The sequence below is a fragment of the Hymenobacter sediminicola genome (assembly GCF_014250515.1).
Taxonomy (GTDB): Bacteria; Bacteroidota; Bacteroidia; order Cytophagales; family Hymenobacteraceae; genus Hymenobacter; species Hymenobacter sediminicola.
Window position 1 is genome coordinate 2,945,142 of sequence record NZ_CP060202.1, and the last position, 15,596, is coordinate 2,960,737.

14 protein-coding genes are annotated in these 15,596 nt (G+C 60.5%); 6 read left to right on the plus strand and 8 right to left on the minus strand.

Features of this window, described 5'->3' with window-relative positions; genetic code table 11:
• Positions 1 to 3: 3 nt before the first annotated feature.
• The 6 genes from H4317_RS12565 to H4317_RS12590 all read right to left on the minus strand — a co-directional run bounded on the left by H4317_RS12565 (position 4) and on the right by H4317_RS12590 (position 7,662).
• Positions 4 to 1,239 (minus strand): PP2C family protein-serine/threonine phosphatase, encoded by a 1,236-nt coding sequence (locus tag H4317_RS12565; RefSeq protein ID WP_185886941.1) that lies wholly within the window; start codon positions 1,237 to 1,239, stop codon positions 4 to 6.
• 78 nt (positions 1,240 to 1,317) lie between these two features.
• Positions 1,318 to 2,508 carry an ABC transporter permease gene (locus H4317_RS19400; RefSeq protein ID WP_185886942.1) on the minus strand — a complete coding sequence of 397 codons (1,191 nt, stop codon included), beginning with the start codon at positions 2,506 to 2,508 and terminating at the stop codon, positions 1,318 to 1,320.
• Positions 2,509 to 2,510: 2 nt separating this feature from the next.
• On the minus strand, positions 2,511 to 2,768 hold the full coding sequence (locus tag H4317_RS12575) for a helix-turn-helix domain-containing protein (protein ID WP_185886943.1): 258 nt from the start codon (positions 2,766 to 2,768) through the stop codon (positions 2,511 to 2,513).
• 248 nt (positions 2,769 to 3,016) lie between these two features.
• Positions 3,017 to 5,011 (minus strand): pectate lyase family protein, encoded by a 1,995-nt coding sequence (locus H4317_RS12580; protein ID WP_185886944.1) that lies wholly within the window; start codon positions 5,009 to 5,011, stop codon positions 3,017 to 3,019.
• Positions 5,012 to 5,431: 420 nt separating this feature from the next.
• The gene (locus H4317_RS12585; RefSeq protein ID WP_185886945.1) at positions 5,432 to 6,595 is read right to left on the minus strand and encodes a glycosyltransferase; all 1,164 of its coding nucleotides are present in this window, start codon (positions 6,593 to 6,595) and stop codon (positions 5,432 to 5,434) included.
• Positions 6,592 to 7,662 carry a lysylphosphatidylglycerol synthase transmembrane domain-containing protein gene (locus H4317_RS12590; RefSeq protein WP_185886946.1) on the minus strand — a complete coding sequence of 357 codons (1,071 nt, stop codon included), beginning with the start codon at positions 7,660 to 7,662 and terminating at the stop codon, positions 6,592 to 6,594. The genes H4317_RS12585 and H4317_RS12590 overlap by 4 nt, the downstream gene beginning before the upstream one ends.
• Before the next feature lie 92 nt (positions 7,663 to 7,754).
• On the opposite strand from H4317_RS12590, the gene ruvC reads away from it, so the two are divergent.
• The 4 genes from ruvC to H4317_RS12610 all read left to right on the plus strand — a co-directional run bounded on the left by ruvC (position 7,755) and on the right by H4317_RS12610 (position 10,775).
• Entirely contained in the window at positions 7,755 to 8,387 is a 633-nt protein-coding gene (gene ruvC / locus H4317_RS12595; protein WP_185886947.1) for a crossover junction endodeoxyribonuclease RuvC, read from the plus strand.
• A gap of 73 nt (positions 8,388 to 8,460) precedes the next feature.
• A complete protein-coding gene (locus tag H4317_RS12600) occupies positions 8,461 to 8,676 on the plus strand; it encodes a KTSC domain-containing protein (RefSeq protein WP_185886948.1) in 216 nt (71 codons plus the stop codon).
• Positions 8,677 to 8,817: 141 nt separating this feature from the next.
• Positions 8,818 to 10,089, plus strand: a complete 1,272-nt coding sequence (locus H4317_RS12605) for an LVIVD repeat-containing protein (RefSeq protein WP_185886949.1) — start codon at positions 8,818 to 8,820, stop codon at positions 10,087 to 10,089.
• On the plus strand, positions 10,089 to 10,775 hold the full coding sequence (locus tag H4317_RS12610; RefSeq protein WP_185886950.1) for a hypothetical protein: 687 nt from the start codon (positions 10,089 to 10,091) through the stop codon (positions 10,773 to 10,775). Before H4317_RS12605 ends, H4317_RS12610 begins: the two co-directional genes overlap by 1 nt.
• Positions 10,776 to 10,900: 125 nt before the next feature.
• Here the strand turns inward: H4317_RS12610 and H4317_RS12615 are convergent, their stop codons facing one another.
• Together H4317_RS12615 and hutI are read right to left on the minus strand one after the other, a co-directional pair.
• Positions 10,901 to 11,695 carry a PhzF family phenazine biosynthesis protein gene (locus H4317_RS12615; RefSeq protein WP_185886951.1) on the minus strand — a complete coding sequence of 265 codons (795 nt, stop codon included), beginning with the start codon at positions 11,693 to 11,695 and terminating at the stop codon, positions 10,901 to 10,903.
• A 114-nt stretch (positions 11,696 to 11,809) separates the two neighbouring features.
• Positions 11,810 to 13,072 (minus strand): imidazolonepropionase, encoded by a 1,263-nt coding sequence (gene hutI / locus H4317_RS12620; protein WP_185886952.1) that lies wholly within the window; start codon positions 13,070 to 13,072, stop codon positions 11,810 to 11,812.
• Between the two features lie 291 nt (positions 13,073 to 13,363).
• Here hutI and H4317_RS12625 point away from each other — a divergent pair, with 291 nt between their 5' ends.
• Together H4317_RS12625 and H4317_RS12630 are read left to right on the plus strand one after the other, a co-directional pair.
• Entirely contained in the window at positions 13,364 to 14,950 is a 1,587-nt protein-coding gene (locus H4317_RS12625) for a T9SS type A sorting domain-containing protein (protein WP_185886953.1), read from the plus strand.
• Positions 14,951 to 15,051: 101 nt separating this feature from the next.
• Positions 15,052 to 15,567, plus strand: coding sequence for a 2'-5' RNA ligase family protein (locus H4317_RS12630; protein WP_185886954.1), 516 nt, complete (start codon positions 15,052 to 15,054; stop codon positions 15,565 to 15,567).
• Positions 15,568 to 15,596: the final 29 nt, after the last annotated feature.

Consider the following 15,596-nt stretch of genomic DNA (forward strand, 5'->3'; position numbering starts at 1 on the left):
GCCTTACTTGAAGCGGCAGCTGAGGATAGTCACGTCGTCAGCAAACTGGTTGTCGTTGATATTGAAGCTGCGGATGGCAGTCAGCAGTTCTTCGTGCAGGCGCTTGAGGGGCAGGTAACGGTTTTGGTCCAGAATGCGCAGGATGCCTTCCTCGCCAAATTCTTCCTGCTCCGAATCGAATACTTCCGTTAGGCCATCAGTGTAGTTGAGCAGCAGCGCGCGGCCTTCAATGTGCACTTCCCCTACTTTCAGTAGCGGTAGCTCATCCATGACGCCCAGCATGATGCTGCCTTCTTTGAGGCGCCTCACCTCGCCCGAATCGAACACGAGCAGCGGGTCGTTGTGGCCGGCATTCACGTATTGCAGGCGTCGTGTGGCCTTGTCGTAGATGCCAAAAAACACGGTAATGAACTTGTCGCCACCGGAGTTGCGGAAAATCAGGTTGTTGAGCTCCTGCGCAATAGTGGCCAGGTCTACCTGCTGGCGTAGCAGCGTGCGCAAGCCGGCCTGGAAGTTCGACATCAGCAGCGAGGCCGCCACGCCTTTACCCGATACGTCGGCCACGCAAAACAGGAAGCGGTTGGTATCAATATCTACCACATCGTAGTAGTCGCCGCCCACGGCGGTGTGAGGTACGTAGGACGCGGCCACAGCCACGTGCGCATCATTGGGCAGCTTGCGCGGAAACAGCATGGCCTGCACCTCCTGCGCAATTTCGATTTCCTTGCGCATGGCCGCAGCGGCGATACGCTGGCGGCCTAGGCGCCGGTTTTCGATAGCGCCAAGCAGAATATTACTCAGGGTTTCTAGAAACTTAGCCGCTTCGCCGCTGGCGTAGTCATCGTGCATATTGCCGATGAACACGTAGGCCATTACCTCGTCGTTGCGGACCACCGGAATCACCGTTTCAAGCAGTTCCCACTCGGGCCCCAGCGGCAGTTCCGCCACGGCGCACGCCGGGCCCATGCAGGTCCGCACTACGGCTTCTGGCAGGTCGATTCGGCGGAAATCAGGCAGGTTGGCCCCGAAGGAAACCACACATTGCCACTCCCCTTCCTCTTTCACATATAGCACCAGCCGCCGGATATTGAGCTGGCCGAGCAACGTGAAGTGAAAGATTTTGTACAGCGCCCCTTCGCCGTGGTCTTGGTTGATGGCCTGCGTAATTTCCAGCAGTGCCCCTAGCTCCCGGTCCTTGAGGAAGAGTCGTTTTTCAGGAGTGAGTGCGGAATGGGGCATAATCGAGTTGGAAGAACGGTGTAAAAGTCGGGCTGAGCAATATGTGCTAATGAGTAGCTAATCTGGCGAATCAGGCACTCAGCTACCCAGTGGCGTTTTGGGGTCGTAGGCGTCGCGCAGGCCATTGCCAAGCAGGTTGAAGCTAAGCACCAGCAGGCTGATAGCCAAGCCTGGCAGCAGAGTCAGCCACAGGCCGGCTTCGGTACCCAGCAGCTGAAACCCTTCATTCACCATCAGGCCCCATGAAGGCGAGGGTGGCTGCACGCCCAGGCCCAAGAAGCTTAACCCGGCTTCGAGCAGAATAGCCGCCGCGAAGTTACTGGTTGCAATGACGATGAGCGGACCGGTCATGTTGGGCAGCAGATGCCGGATGATGAGGCGGCTTTGCGGCAAACCCAGCACGCGGCCGGCTTCCACAAAGGTTTTCTCGCGCAGACTCAGCATCTGGCCGCGCACCACGCGGGCTACATCTACCCACATGGTAAGGCCCACAGCCACAAACGACGTCCAGACGCCTTTGCTGTCGAGGACCAGGGAAATGGCAATGACCAGCATAATGCCCGGAATGCTCCACACCACGGTCATCAGGCCCAGCAACAGGCTATCAACCCAGCCGCCCACGTAGCCAGCCACGGCCCCAATGGCCATGCCCAGCACCACCGAAATCAACACGGCCACCAGTCCGATGCCCAGGCTCACGCGGGTGCCCAGCAGCAGCCGGCTCAGCTCGTCCCGCCCCGATTTGTCGGTACCCAGCCAGTAGGTGCGCTTCGTGATGCGCTCCTGCTCCACTATGCGGCGCAACTCGGCCGCCGGCCCGCTTCGGCCCGCTACCTGCGCCAGCGAATAGTGCCGGGGCGCATCGGCCAGGGCCGAATGGTTCTTATAGGGAGCTATGAAAACGGAGTCGCCCTGAATGCGGTAACCGCCAATGGGCACTTCCTGGTAGCGCGGCGCACGGCCGTAGAGCCAGGTGTGGAAGATGTTGTCGGAAGCGGCGCGGGCCGAGTCCGGCATGGGCATACGCAATACCGTGGCCTGAAAGCCGGGTGCTTCCTTCTGCAGCTGTACAAGGCTGTTGTTGGCGTTGGGCGAGTTGTCGGGCAGTACCCAATAGCCCAGCACCCCAATCAGAGCACACAGCACAATAAATCCCAGCCCGGCCATGGCAGGTCGGTTCTGGAGCAGGCGCTGGCGTACGTAGTAGCCCGGCGGCCGGGCGGCCGGCGCGCTGGCTACGGGAGCAGCAGAAACAACAGGCCCGGCCACGACTAGCGGGTATTGTGCTGAAGCAGGCCTTCCTTGGAAGCCAGGAAAAAGCAGTCCTGGCTCAGAGCACCGAAGGAGCTTTCCTCGTAGGCCAGCTCGGTATCGGGGTCGGGCCAGAAGCTGCGGATGAGCCCCTGCTCCAGCAGACCGCGCAGGTGCTGGGTCAGCTCAGCGGCCGGCAGCCGGGTTTTCTGGCTCAGGTCGCGGAAGGAAGTGACGAAGTACAGCTCGTCGAGAATATCGAATTGGGGGTCAGTCACGGGCAACGAAGCAAACGGCAGGAATAGTACCCAAAGGTAGCAGCCCGGCCGGTATCCGCCGATATGTGCCAGTACCCGTTTCGATTCATGGCCTCACTCAATTATAGTAGTGCCTTGTTTCTGGGGCGAATACAGCGCGTAACCTGATAAAGCAAAGCCGAAAAGCCCCTTTTCAACAGCTAGTAACGCATAAAAAAGAGGACGCCAATTTGTACAGCGCCCTCTTTTCTCATCTTGCTGCCCGAGGGCTATTCCACCAGCAGCTTGCCCGAACAGGTTTCGTAGCCGGTTTCCAGTATGTAGTAGTACACGCCAGCGGGCAGCGTCGTATTCTGGTAAAGCAGTTGATGCGTACCAGCGGGCAGCAGCTTGCCACCGGGCAGCAGGTCGGCTACTTTTGCGCCGGTAGCGGAGTAAAGCGCAGCCTGCACGTGGCCGGCGCGGCGCAGCGTCACATCGAACGTAAAGGCCGATTTGCCGGGATTTGGGTAGACCTGCACCACGGCCGGCGCGCCGCGCGGGGTCTTCACGGGCAGCACGCCGGTGATGGTACCCACCGCACTGGCACAGTTGGCAGCCACCAAGCGCGTACCTGAAACCTCCAGCCAGTCGATATCCGCGAAAGAAGCCGTCTGGGTGGTTTCCAGTCTGATTTCGTTGACGCCCGGTCCCAGTGTCACGTCCAGCGTGGTCAGCGCAAAAGTGGTGCTGTTAGAAGTGCGCGGGAACGGTACAGCTGGGTTTACTTCCGTGCCGTTAATGCTTAGCTTCGCCGTGAAAGCCGAAGAAGCACTGCTGTTCACGTAGCGCCATTTAAGCTGATAGAGTCCTGCCGGCGCCACTTCTACTTTCCAGGTGATACCCCGCCCGCTGGAATTGGTCAGGTTGATAACCGAGCCGTTGTCGGCGCCGCTGTTGGTGCTCACCACTCCATCGAAGCTGCACAGGCCCGTGGCCGGCAAAGCCGAGTCCTCGATGCGGACTAGACTACCCGGTGCGCCCGGCGTGGTGCTTTGCGTGAAAGTGGCGGTGAGGGCGCGGCTGCGGCGCACCGGAAACGTGAGCGGGTTGGTGGTAGCCGTAGTGTCGCCGGACCAGCCCGCGAACTGCCAGCCGGAAGCCGGCGTGGCGGTCAGCGTCAGCAGCTGACCTTGGTTGTAGACGCCGCTGGCCGGGCTTACACTCCCCTGCCCAACTACCGCCGTACTCACCTGAAACGTGCCCGGGGCCAGCGTAGGGCCTACTATCCCGATGCCGGCATTGGCTAGCACCAGCGCCGGCACATCGGCGGCCGGGTTCAGCACGCTGGCATACGCATAAGGGATGGTGGCAGTGCAGACGGGCAGCACGCGCACGTCGGAGGCATACACGAATGGGCTGTTCACCAGCACATTTCCCGACACGTCTCCGAATCCGTCCTGGGCGCTGTAAGCCGTCACGTAAGGGTTGCGGGCGTTGTCGAAGTAGTTGTTCTCGATTTTCACGCAGGCCCCCATGCGCGGATTGATACAGGTAGAGGCAATGTCTTTGTAGTAGTTGTTGAACACGTGGCCGCTGCCGAAGCGAAACAGGGGCAGCCGGGAGTTGATGTTCTCGAAGCGGTTGTGGTGGTAGGTGATTTTACGGTCGAAGTTGTCGGTATCCGTGAAGCCCATCAGGCTGGCTTTCCAGGCGTCGTGGAGGTAGTTCCAGGAAAAGGTCAGATACTCGCAGTCGGATTTGGCGTCCAGCAGGCCGTCGTAGTCGTCCACGCCGGTGCCCTGGTACACATTGTACAGCTCGCAGTGGTCCACCCACACGTGGCTGGCCGGCCCCTCGATGCTGATACAGTCGCCGTCGCCGAAAGAAGCCAGCACGTGGTGTACTTTCAGGTTCTGCAGAATGATATTGTTGGCCCGAAATACCTTAATGCCAATGCCATTGAACTCACCCAGTGTCGCGAAGCCGATGATGGAAATATCGTTTTTGTTCTTGACCTCAATCTTGTCGAGGCCCGGCGAATTGGCGGGCGTGATGGTGCCGTTGATGTAGATGGTAAGTGGCTGCGCGCCTTTGCTGTTGATGGCTGCCTGCAGGGCGGTACCGGTGTTCACGGTAACAGAAGTGCCGCCCGCGCCGCCAGTAGTGCCCGTAGTAGTACCTGCGTAGCCAAACAGGCCAAAAGTGGCGCCGGGCGTCTGGGCGCGGCTGCCCGGCCCGGCCAGCAGCAGAGCCAGCAGGAGGAAGAGTAGTAGTTTATTCATGGGAATTTATGGGTAGTGGAAAGATTGAGAGCGGCTATAGATGCTTGTTCGGCTGGATTCCAACAAGTTGCTCCCGGCCCCACTCCTGCTTTCTGTCTCCCTGCCTGGCAACTCCCTGCTTTCTGTTGCGCGCAAGCACCTATCTATCAATAGTATCTCATTCCGGAGCGGAAAACGCCGGTTCACACGCCTTTCTTTGCGCAATCGATGCCGGGAACGTTGCCAAGTGGCAGGTCAGGTTGAAAGCCGTGCGAGCTGCTCAGCCCGTTGCTGCTTTTCCGCCCGGTGCCACGCGCTGGGCGAGGATGGAGTTGAGCTCAATTTTCACGTAATCAGCAGCTGACAGCTACGGTAAAGCTGTAGCTTACTTCTCTCTTAAACCAGCCAAATTGGCGCATGTGGACTTGGCTGTTGCTGCTTCTACCGTACAGCGCGGCCTTTCCAGACGTAGCCGCCGCGCAGCCCGGCCAGGCCCACGGCCAGCGCATAGGGCGCATAGGCTAGCTGCAGCACCGGCACCCACCACAGCCAGCGCCGCCGCTCCAGAAAAGCCAGCACCGGACTCAGAAACCATACATCGGCGCCCAACTTGAGCAGCCAGGCTGTGGCCGCCCAGGGAGCCAGCGCCGGTAGCCACGGCAGGGCCAGCGCCCCGGCGGCTAGGGCTAAGTTGGCCAGCAGCACCAGTACCGCCAGCTGCTGCGAGGCTGAGTGCCGGTAGTGCCGCCACTTGCTGGCCCAGCGCACCCGCTGCCGCAACAGTGCCGCCAGCGTGGGCGGGCCGGCCGTGCGTACCAGCGCCGCCGGATGCTTCAAAAATCGGATGCTGCCCGGAAACGCCGCGTGCAGCTTGTGCATCAGAAACTCGTCGTCGCCGCTGGCCAGGTGCTCGTTGCCGGCGAAGCCTGCTACGGCCGCAAAAGCGTCGCGGCGGTAGGCTAGGTTGGCGCCGTTGCACATTGTGGGCAAGTCGGCGCCTATGCTGGCCGCGCCCGTACCCACCAGGCCGGCAAATTCCAGCCCGGAGAGGCTGTGCAGCAGTGTTTCGGGCCCCGTCAGCAGCACCGGGCCGCTCACGAAACGCACCTCCGGTCCGACTTCATCCTGCAGCGCGGCATAGCTAAGGAGCCAGTCGGGGTGCAGTCGGCAGTCGGCATCGGTGCAGACAATCCAGGGGGCGCGGGCCTGGGCCAGAGCGGCTTGCAGGGCAGCTTTCTTGCCGGTGTCGGCTCCCGGCACCTCGGCCAGTTGAATAACACGTAATGCAAACGGCACCTTGAATGCAGCGGCTACTGTGGCTGTGGCATCCGTGGAATGGTCATCGACAATCAGCACCTCAAACTGCTGCGCGGGTAAGGTTTGGCAGGCGAGGTCGGCCAGCAGCAGCGGCAGATTATCGGCTTCATTGCGGGCGGCTATAATTACCGAGAAGCGCAGCGGCTCACCCTGCGAGGCTGTACTACTTGCTGCAGTTGGTGGCAGCACAGGCACCGGCAGCCGGTCCCAGGCGCGGCGGAGCGCCAGCATCCGGGCCGCATACAGAGCCGGCGCGGCCAGCAGCAACATTCCCAGCCACGTGCTCATGCGGCCGGGTCCCGGGGGCTGGTTCCCGCCGACGTCGCGCTGGCAGAAGGATTATTGCGCTTGCGAAGCACTTTTAGCCGCAGCACAAATACCAGTCCGGCGGCGCTTGGCAGGGCAATGTTGAGAATCCAGAGGCTAAGGCTGGCACTGAGTACTGGCAGCGCCGGCTCGCCCAGCAGCCCAAACAGGTGCGTAGCCGACAGCTCGCGCACACCTACATCGGCCAAGGCATTGAGCGAGGGCACCAGTGACTTCAGCAGAAACGTGGCCGCCACGGCCGCCGCGCCTGGCAGCAGCTGCGCCTGCGTTCCGTAAGCTTTCAGCAGCAGCCCAAACTGCGCGCAAAACACCACGTACCGCAGCCCCGAAAGCGCCAATACCGCATGAATGGCGTGGGCCGGATACGTAGGCATTACGGCCAAGAAGCGGCGGAACCGGCGCAACGGCCTGATGGCCGACAGCACTGCCAGCAGCAGCCGTGAGCGGTACAGCGGCAGCAAAACCGCCGCGTTTATCAGCGCCACCGCTACTACCACGCCTAGCCTGGAGGCCGCGTAACCTTCCAGATAAAACGCCAGCAGAAAGTACAGCAGCCCGGCAGTGCCTGCCAGCACCGTCACGACGAGTTGGGCGTAGCGGCCCATAAACACCGCGCCCAGCGCATCGAGGCGGCGGCTTTTCAGCTCGATGATGCGGCCGGCGTAATCGCCGACGCGGTTGGGCGTCACGAAGCCCAGCGTGAGGCCCACCAGCACCGCCCGAAAGCTGCGGCGGAACGACACGGGCTCCAGATGCCGGGCCAGCCGCCACCATTTCCAGGCCTCCACCCCCCAGTTTACGGGCACCAGCGCCAGCGCCAGCAACACCGGCCCGCGCCCGGCCCCCGTGAAAGTGGCCGCCAGCAGGCCACGCCAGGCCGCCGCCGTGGCCACATCGGCAAACACCGAATGGTAGAGCAGCCCCAGCGTGAGGGCCGTGATGAGCAGCTTGCCAGCCACCACCCACCCGCGCCGCCGCGAGGCGGCAACTTCCGGCTTTTGGACGTAGTTTTGTAGATGAGTGGACAAGACGGCGGCAGGGTATTCGGTTGAATGCGGCAAGTTACCGACGAAAATCAACGACAGCTCTACCTCCTTCCCTTCTCCTCCCGCCACCGCGCATGATTCTTCCCCTCGCCCCCACCGATCTGCTGCCCAAAGTCATTATGGGTGTCGACCCCGGCACGCAGATAATGGGCTATGCCGTGATTGAGGTGCAAGGCCAGCGCGTGCGCATGCTCCAGTACGACGTTATTGATATGCGCAAGCTGGGCACCAATCATGCCCTCAAGCTCAAGAAGATATTTGAGCGAATGACCGAGCTGATTGACGAGTTTCTGCCCGATGAGCTGGCCATTGAAGCGCCGTTTTTTGGGGTGAACGTGCAGAGTATGCTCAAGCTAGGCCGGGCACAGGGCGTGGCTATTGCCGCTTGCCTCGCCCGCCAGATTCCGTACGTGGAATACGCGCCGACCAAGGTAAAACAGTCGGTAACGGGCTCCGGCAACGCCACCAAGGAACAGGTGGCCCACATGCTACGCCAGACCCTGAAACTGCCACCCCTGGAAGAAGCGCCCAAATTTCTGGATGCCACCGATGCGCTGGCCGTGGCCATGTGCCACCATTACCAGAAGGGCAACAACGTAAAAGCCGGCGGCAAAAGCTGGGGCAAGTTTCTGGCCGATAACCCCGGCAAGCTCGCCGCCACCACGACGGTCAAGAAGGCGCCGGCCCGCAAAAAACCCGCGGCCTGACTCTCCTTGTCGGCCTGCGCTGTAGTCTGTTTCCCAAGAGTATCTTGTTGAGCAACTTCAGCTAGTTACTTCTATGCAGCGCCGCCCTATCCGCTCTACCTCGCTCAAAGCCGTTGGCTACGACGAAGCCACCCAAACGCTGGAAATCGAATACCGCCACGGCGGGCTGGTGCGCTACACCGGCGTGCCCAACGCTATGTATCGGGCGCTGCTGGCAGTGCCGGGCAAGGCTATGTTTGTGGAGCAGGTAGTGGAGCGCGGCGGCTATGGGCGGGAGCAAGTGCGCTGAGTGTCTGGCACTATTATATCCGGTTGGTAAAATATTCTGATTGGATTGCAACTTCTACTCAGAATAGCGGCTCTGAGAGAAGGAGGCCAAACATTGTCTGGCTTCCCGACACTCATCTGCCACTTTTATCATCACCGGTGTATGCTCAAAATCTTTACTTATCTGTCTGGCCTGTTACTGCTGCTGGGCACGCAGTCCTGCTCCAACGACGAGCCCCAACCCACTACCGCCTACTACGACGGCTACTGCCCGCAACTCATGGACCGTGCGGTGCTGGAGCAGTCGGTGGCGTCCCTGGCGGCCCGGCCCATGCACAACACCGGCAAAATCTACCTATATGGCCGCTACCTGTTCATCAATGAGCGGTACGAAGGCGTGCATATCATTGACAACCAAAACCCGGCGCTGCCACGCATCATCGGCTTCATCCGGATTCCTGGCAACGTAGATATTGCGGTGAAAGGCAACCTGCTCTATGCCGACAACGGGCCCGACTTGGTCACGATTGACATATCGAATCCGGCGGCCGTGCAGGTGCAGAGCCGAGTACGAGACGCCTTCCGTGAACTGCCGATGTCCGAAATGGCCGGCATGCCTTCCGAATGCTTCCCCGAAAACCGTCCGGCTAACGCGGTGGTGGTAGGCTGGCAGAAAGTAAAGATTCCGTATACCATCAATCCGCGGCCAGGCACTTGGTGGGGAGGACCTGACGACCGGCTGACCTTCAATACCACGGCTACTGCGTCAGCGCCGGGAACCACCGGGAAAGGCGGCTCGCTGGCTCGCTTCGCCATTCTGGGCCAGACGCTCTACACAGTAGACGAGCAAAGCCTGCGGCCTTTCAGCCTGGGAAATCCGAACCAGCCGGCACCCGGCACAAAAATTCAGCTGCAGTTTGGCGTCGAAACTATCTTCCCAAAAGACCATTATCTGTTCCTGGGTACGCAGCGCGGCATGTACATCTTCGACGCGGCCACGCCCCAGTCGCCGCGGCAAGTGGCGTATTACCAGCACGTAGTAAGCTGCGACCCAGTGGTGGTAGACAACCGCTATGCTTATGTGACCCTGCGCAACGGCCGCAACTGTGGCGGCGGGTCCAATCAGCTCCAGGTGATAGATCTGAACAATATGAGCCAGCCGCGTCTGGCCCAGACGTACCCCATGAGCGGGCCACAGGGCTTGGGCGTAGATGGCAACCAGCTATTTGTCTGCGACAGTGACGGGCTGAGGGTGTTTGATACCAGCCAAGCCCCGGTGCTCACGCAGCAGCAATTCTTCCCGATACAGGTAGTAGATGTAATTCCGGATAGCGGCACGCTCATGGCCATTGGCGCTGCTGGCCTCTACCAGTATAACTACACCGGCACTACGCTGCAGCAACTGAGCCTGCTGCCCATTACGCCGCTGCCCTGATGCTGCTCTATCGTTGCCTTGTGCTTGGAGGCCTGCTGCTGCGGGTGGGTACAGCGGCGGCGCAGGAAAGCACTTTCCAGCTCAACCTGTTGCTGAAAGCAGCACCGCAACATGTGGTGGTAAGTGGCTACTGGCTGGAAGTGGAAAAGCGCTGGAATCAGCAGCCGCGCCATAGCTTCATCATCACGCCCCAGCTCTACACCGGCCCCACCGGGCAGCCCGATGTGGAGGCCGCCAGCCGCCGCATTGCCCGCAACGAATCGGTGCGGGGTGCCGGCCTGCAGGTGCAGCACCGCTGGTATATATGCGCAGCAGAAGCAGTCTACCCGGCCGGGTTGTACGTCAGCGCAGGGCCTGTTTTTCAGCACTTCGCCGTTTCGCGCGACGAGCAGGGCTGGACGGAGGTTGTAGACCCGACTGGCCTGCCGCGCTACGAATACCGCGACATCCGGCGTACCGAAACCATTAACCGTTACGGTGCATCGGCGCAGCTGGGCTATCAGGCACCGCTGCCGCCGGGCCGGGTGTTTCTGGATCTGTACGCGGGTGTGGGGTGGCGCATGAGTCAGAGCAGCCACAGCCCAGACTCCGAAAGCGGCAGCCGCTACCAGTCCGGCCCTTCCGACTACGGCCATGCGGGTTTCTACGTCCCGGCCGGCTTCAAAATAGGCGTCGCGTTACGGTAAACGTTGCCTTTGGCGTTTCCAAAGTAAAAGAGCCGTTCTAAAGACAGTAATCTGGTTTTAGTCAGATACTGTCTTCCGAACGGCTCTTTACATTTCGTCTTGATTGGGCTTTGCTTTCAGGTGTTTCACACCTCAATTTCTCCGCGCAGATACGTTACGGCGTAGCCGCTGATGTGCACCCGCTCTTCCAGCAGCTCACACCACAACTCCCCGCCTCGCGCCGATACCTGCCGGGCTTTGAGCGTGGTTTTGCCCAGCCGTGCGGCCCAATACGGGATGAGCGTGGTATGCGCTGAGCCGGTAACCGGGTCTTCGGGCACGCCCACCCGCGGACCGAAAAAGCGCGACACGAAGTCGGTTTCCGGATCGGCGGCGGGGGCCGTGGCAATGATGCCGCGGTATTCTATCTGAGCCAGCCGCGCTTGGTCGGGGCGCAAAGCACGCACTTCGGCTTCGGAGTTGAACACGGCTATCAGGTCGGGGCCAGCCAGCACGTGCAGCGGCGTGGCCCGCAGGCCGTCGGCGAGGCCATCGGGGTGGCCCGCGAGAGGCTGAGGCGGCCGGCTGGGGAAGTCCAGGGTGAGGCGGCCGTCAGTTTCGCGCAGCACCCGGAGCGGGCCGCTCTGCGAATGAAACACTATTTCCTCGCCCTGAAACCCCAGATGCTGGTGCAACACGTGCGCGGATGCCAGCGTGGCGTGTCCGCATAGCTCCACTTCCACTGCCGGCGTAAACCACCGGATTTCGTACTCGTGGCCCTGCCTGGGCACGAAGAAGGCAGTTTCGGCAAGGTTGTTTTCGGCGGCAATGGCCTGCATGGTTTCGGCGGGCAGCCATTCGCTTAAAGGACACACAGCGGCCGGGTTGCCGGCAAAAGGCCGGGCCGAAAAAGCATCGACCTGATAGATAGGAAGGGTCATGGCGTAGAGCAGGTGAGTGGAATAGTGGGCTGAATCTACAGATTGCCGGCCGGAGTGGCGAAGGGCGTGCTTTTCCGCCATCCTCTGGTCACTCGGGACAGTAGAGGAAGAACATTATTCTGAATCCTGCACTTCTCCCCCTATCACTACTTGCTGCACTGGGTTTTCGCCCAGCCAGTACGGAATTTCCTCGTAGTCCTGCACATCAAGGATGAGCAGGTCGGCGCGCTTGCCGGGCTCTAGGCTGCCGATTTCGGTTTGCAGGTTGAGAGCCCAAGCCGCATTAAGCGTGGCTGCCGCCAAGGCTTCTTTGGGAGTGAGGCCCATTTTGAGGCAGGCTACTGACAGGGCTAGCCACAGGTTTTTGCTGGGACAGGAACCGGGGTTGAAATCGGTGCTAATGGCAACGGGGACACCCGCCTTGATGAGGCGGCGTCCGGGCGCGTACACCTCCTGGCGCAGAAACAGCGGCACCAGCGGCAGCAGTACTACCACCGTCCGGCCGTTGGCTGCAATACGCGCCGCATCGGCCTCGCTGAGGTAGTCGCAATGATCCACGCTGATGGCGCCCAGCGTAGCGGCCATAGCCGCGCCGCCCAAGTCATGGAGTTGCTCGGCATGTATTTTCAGCTGGAACCCCTGCTCGCGAGCTTGCTCCAGAAACTGCCGCGACTCCTTCACACTGAATGCGCCTTCCTCACAGAAGATATCCACGAAGGGGACTTCCGCTGGGTCGAGTTGCGGCAGCACTTCATTGGCCAGCATTTGCAGATACTCGGCGGGGCGGCCTTTGTACTCGGGGCCAGGCACGTGCGCCCCCAGAAACGTGGGCACCACCCGCGCCGGCTGCTGCCGGCCGGCCTCCTGCGCCACCCGCACCAGCCGCAGCTCCGTCTCGGCATCCAAGCCGTAGCCGCTTTTGGCTTCCACTGTCGTGATGCCATAGCGCCGGAAGCCTGCCAGATGGTGCAGCGCGTTGGCGAGCAACTCCGCCTCAGAGGCGGCGCGCGTAGCACGTACGGTGCTCAAGATGCCGCCGCCACTGGCCAGAATATCCAGATACGACTCGCCCTGCAGCTTCCGCTGGAACTCATGGGCTCTGTTGCCGCCAAATACCAGATGCGTATGGCACTCTACCAGCCCCGGCATTACCACGCGCCCGCCCGCATCGAGCACGCGCGTGCCGGGCCCTATCTGGGCGGCGTCCAACTCCGCCATAGGCCCTAGCGCCACGATTCGGTCATGCGCGCAGGCCACATAGGCATCGGTCAGCACCTGCCAGTCGTGCAGAGCAGTGCCGGTAAGCGGCTGGCCGGTGGCAGCCCCGCTCAGCGTGAGTAACTGGCCACAATTGCGAATAAGAAGCGTGTAAGGCATAGAAGGCAGGAAAAAAAGAGAGCGGGAAGCTGATGCCGCAAAGATGCAGATAAGCTTGCCGTGAGGCTACTTCTGCCTTCAGATACGCGAACAATGGGAGGTCATATTTTTTTCTTTGTATATCTGCATTATCCAATGATACACAGCACTATATATACAAATTTATCCCGTATCTTTTATATACCCATTTTGAGAGAATACGAGTAAACGGCTTCACATTGAGGGCAGCACCGTGTGCTGCTCTTCTCAATCAACCAGTCACTTTTACCCCGTACTGTCATGCTTCCCGGAATGAGAAAAACTCTACTCGCGTTTCTTCTGCTTGCCTGTGGCCATGACCTGCTGGCCCAGCTCCCTACCAACAGTTTTGCCGTGACGTCGGCGTGCCCGGCCAGCGCGGGCAACCCGTCGGTGCTGCAACAGGTGAATACCGACGGCTCGCTCACGCCCATTGGTACCGTAACGGATGGGACTACCCCAATTATTCTAAACGCGCTAGGCTCCGACGATAACAACCTGAGCGTTGTGTATGGCCTGAATGTGCAGCAGCCGATTACGGTAAGCAACATCAATACGCCGCCCAACCTCTACCGCGTAGACCTGGCCACGGCGCAGGCTACCAACTTGGGCGCCGTGACGCCACCCGCTTCGCCCGGCGACGTGACGACCCCGACGCAGTCCGGCGAATCGGGCTTCTATGATGCCCGGCTCACGCTGAATTTCATTGGTGACGGCGACGCCAATTCGAACTATTATGTAGCTGGCGCTACGTTCCGGGTGTTCTACGTGTTCGATTTGTCCTTCCCGTTTCCGTTTTTGCGGCCGGTGCGCGTTTCTGATTTGCGCCTGTATGTAGGCGTAATTCCGCTGGCAACCTTCCCGGCCACGCCCCCCACCTGGAACCGGCTCGATACTTCCGATCCGGCTACGGCAGCTGTTATTGCTGGCTATCAGGCCGAGGTACAGGCTTTTCTGACCAGCAACGGTGCTCTGCCCGTACCAGAAGGCGGCATTCAGGATTGGGTGTTCGATGTCCGTTCAGGCAACCTGATCAGCTACCTCGGGAAGGACGATAAATTTATCACCATCAGCACACCGGCTACCAACCCAGTTGGGATTACTACCCAGCCGGCTTCTCCCATTCCAACGCAGCAGAATATTGGGTCGATGTTTACGGACCGCGACGGCAACATCTATGCTGTCGACGCGGACGGCGGCACCATCTATAAGATTGACCGGCTGACAGGCAATTATTCAGGCAGTTCCTATGGCGCGGCTTTCGGTTGCTCACGCGGCGATGCAGTGAGCCTGCCCGGCGCCCTGCCCCTACCGGTTAAGCTGAAAAGTTTCTCAGCCAAAGCCAGTAACGGGTCGGTCCGCATCAACTGGGCAACGGCTAGCGAGGAGCACGCCGAATCCTTTCTGATTCAGCGCAGCCGCACTGGCACCGACTGGCAGACAGTGCAGACCGTGAAGGCCGGCAACCGCCCGGCCGGCCAGAGCTACAGTGCACTGGATTCTGCCCCATTGGCCGGCCAGTCGTATTACCGGCTGGGCATGCGCGACACGGATGGTAGCACCGCCTACTCGCCCGCACAGGCCGTTTCTCTGACCGATAAGCTGGTGGTTCAGACCTTCCCGAACCCTGCCACCGGCCGCTTTACCGTACTCCTTTCCGCGGCCAGCGACGCGGGCACCAGTGTTGAACTACTTACCCCAACGGGCCAGTTGGTGCGGCGCTTTCAGCCGGAAGCCGGCACTACTTCCTTCCCGTTTGATGCCCTGGGACTTCCCGATGGCCTCTACTACCTGCGTGTAAAGCAGACCGGAAGCATGCAGACAGTTCCGATAGTGCTGGTGCCGGAGAGCAGCCGATAAGACAAGATTCGAGCTTTACGAACAATGCCTGTGGCGTTTGCTACAGGCATTTTCGTGTGTAGCGGCCAACCCTACTTGGCTGCCAGCAGTTAACTATACTGATGCTCCATTCTACCCCACTTATTCTTACGCTGGCCCTAGATGCCAGTTCCCAGCTTTTTTTCAACGAGTTGCGGCAGCGCCACTTTCCGCCGGAGCGCAATTTCTTACAGGCGCACCTCACGCTGTTTCATCACCTGCCCGGCTCCCAGCATGATACGCTCTGCACCCAAATAGAATCCCTGACCGCACGCACAGAGCCGCTGCCGCTGACTGTAACCGGGGTGCGGTTTCTGGGGCGCGGTGTGGCGTATACGCTCGAAAACCAGCAACTGCGCGCCTTGCACAAGGAACTGCAGGCTATCTGGCAACCCGACTTGACTCCCCAGGATCTGCAGAAGCTACAGCCACATGTTACGGTCCAGAACAAAGTAGAGCCAGTGGTAGCCCGCACGCTGCACCGGGAGCTTTCGGAAGACTTCCAGCCATTTGAGGCTACCGGAACGGGGCTGCAGCTGTGGGCCTACCGCGGCGGACCCTGGGAATCTTTGCAGACATTTCCTTTCCAAGGAGTGTAGCGCAGGCAGAAACATACAGCACACAACAG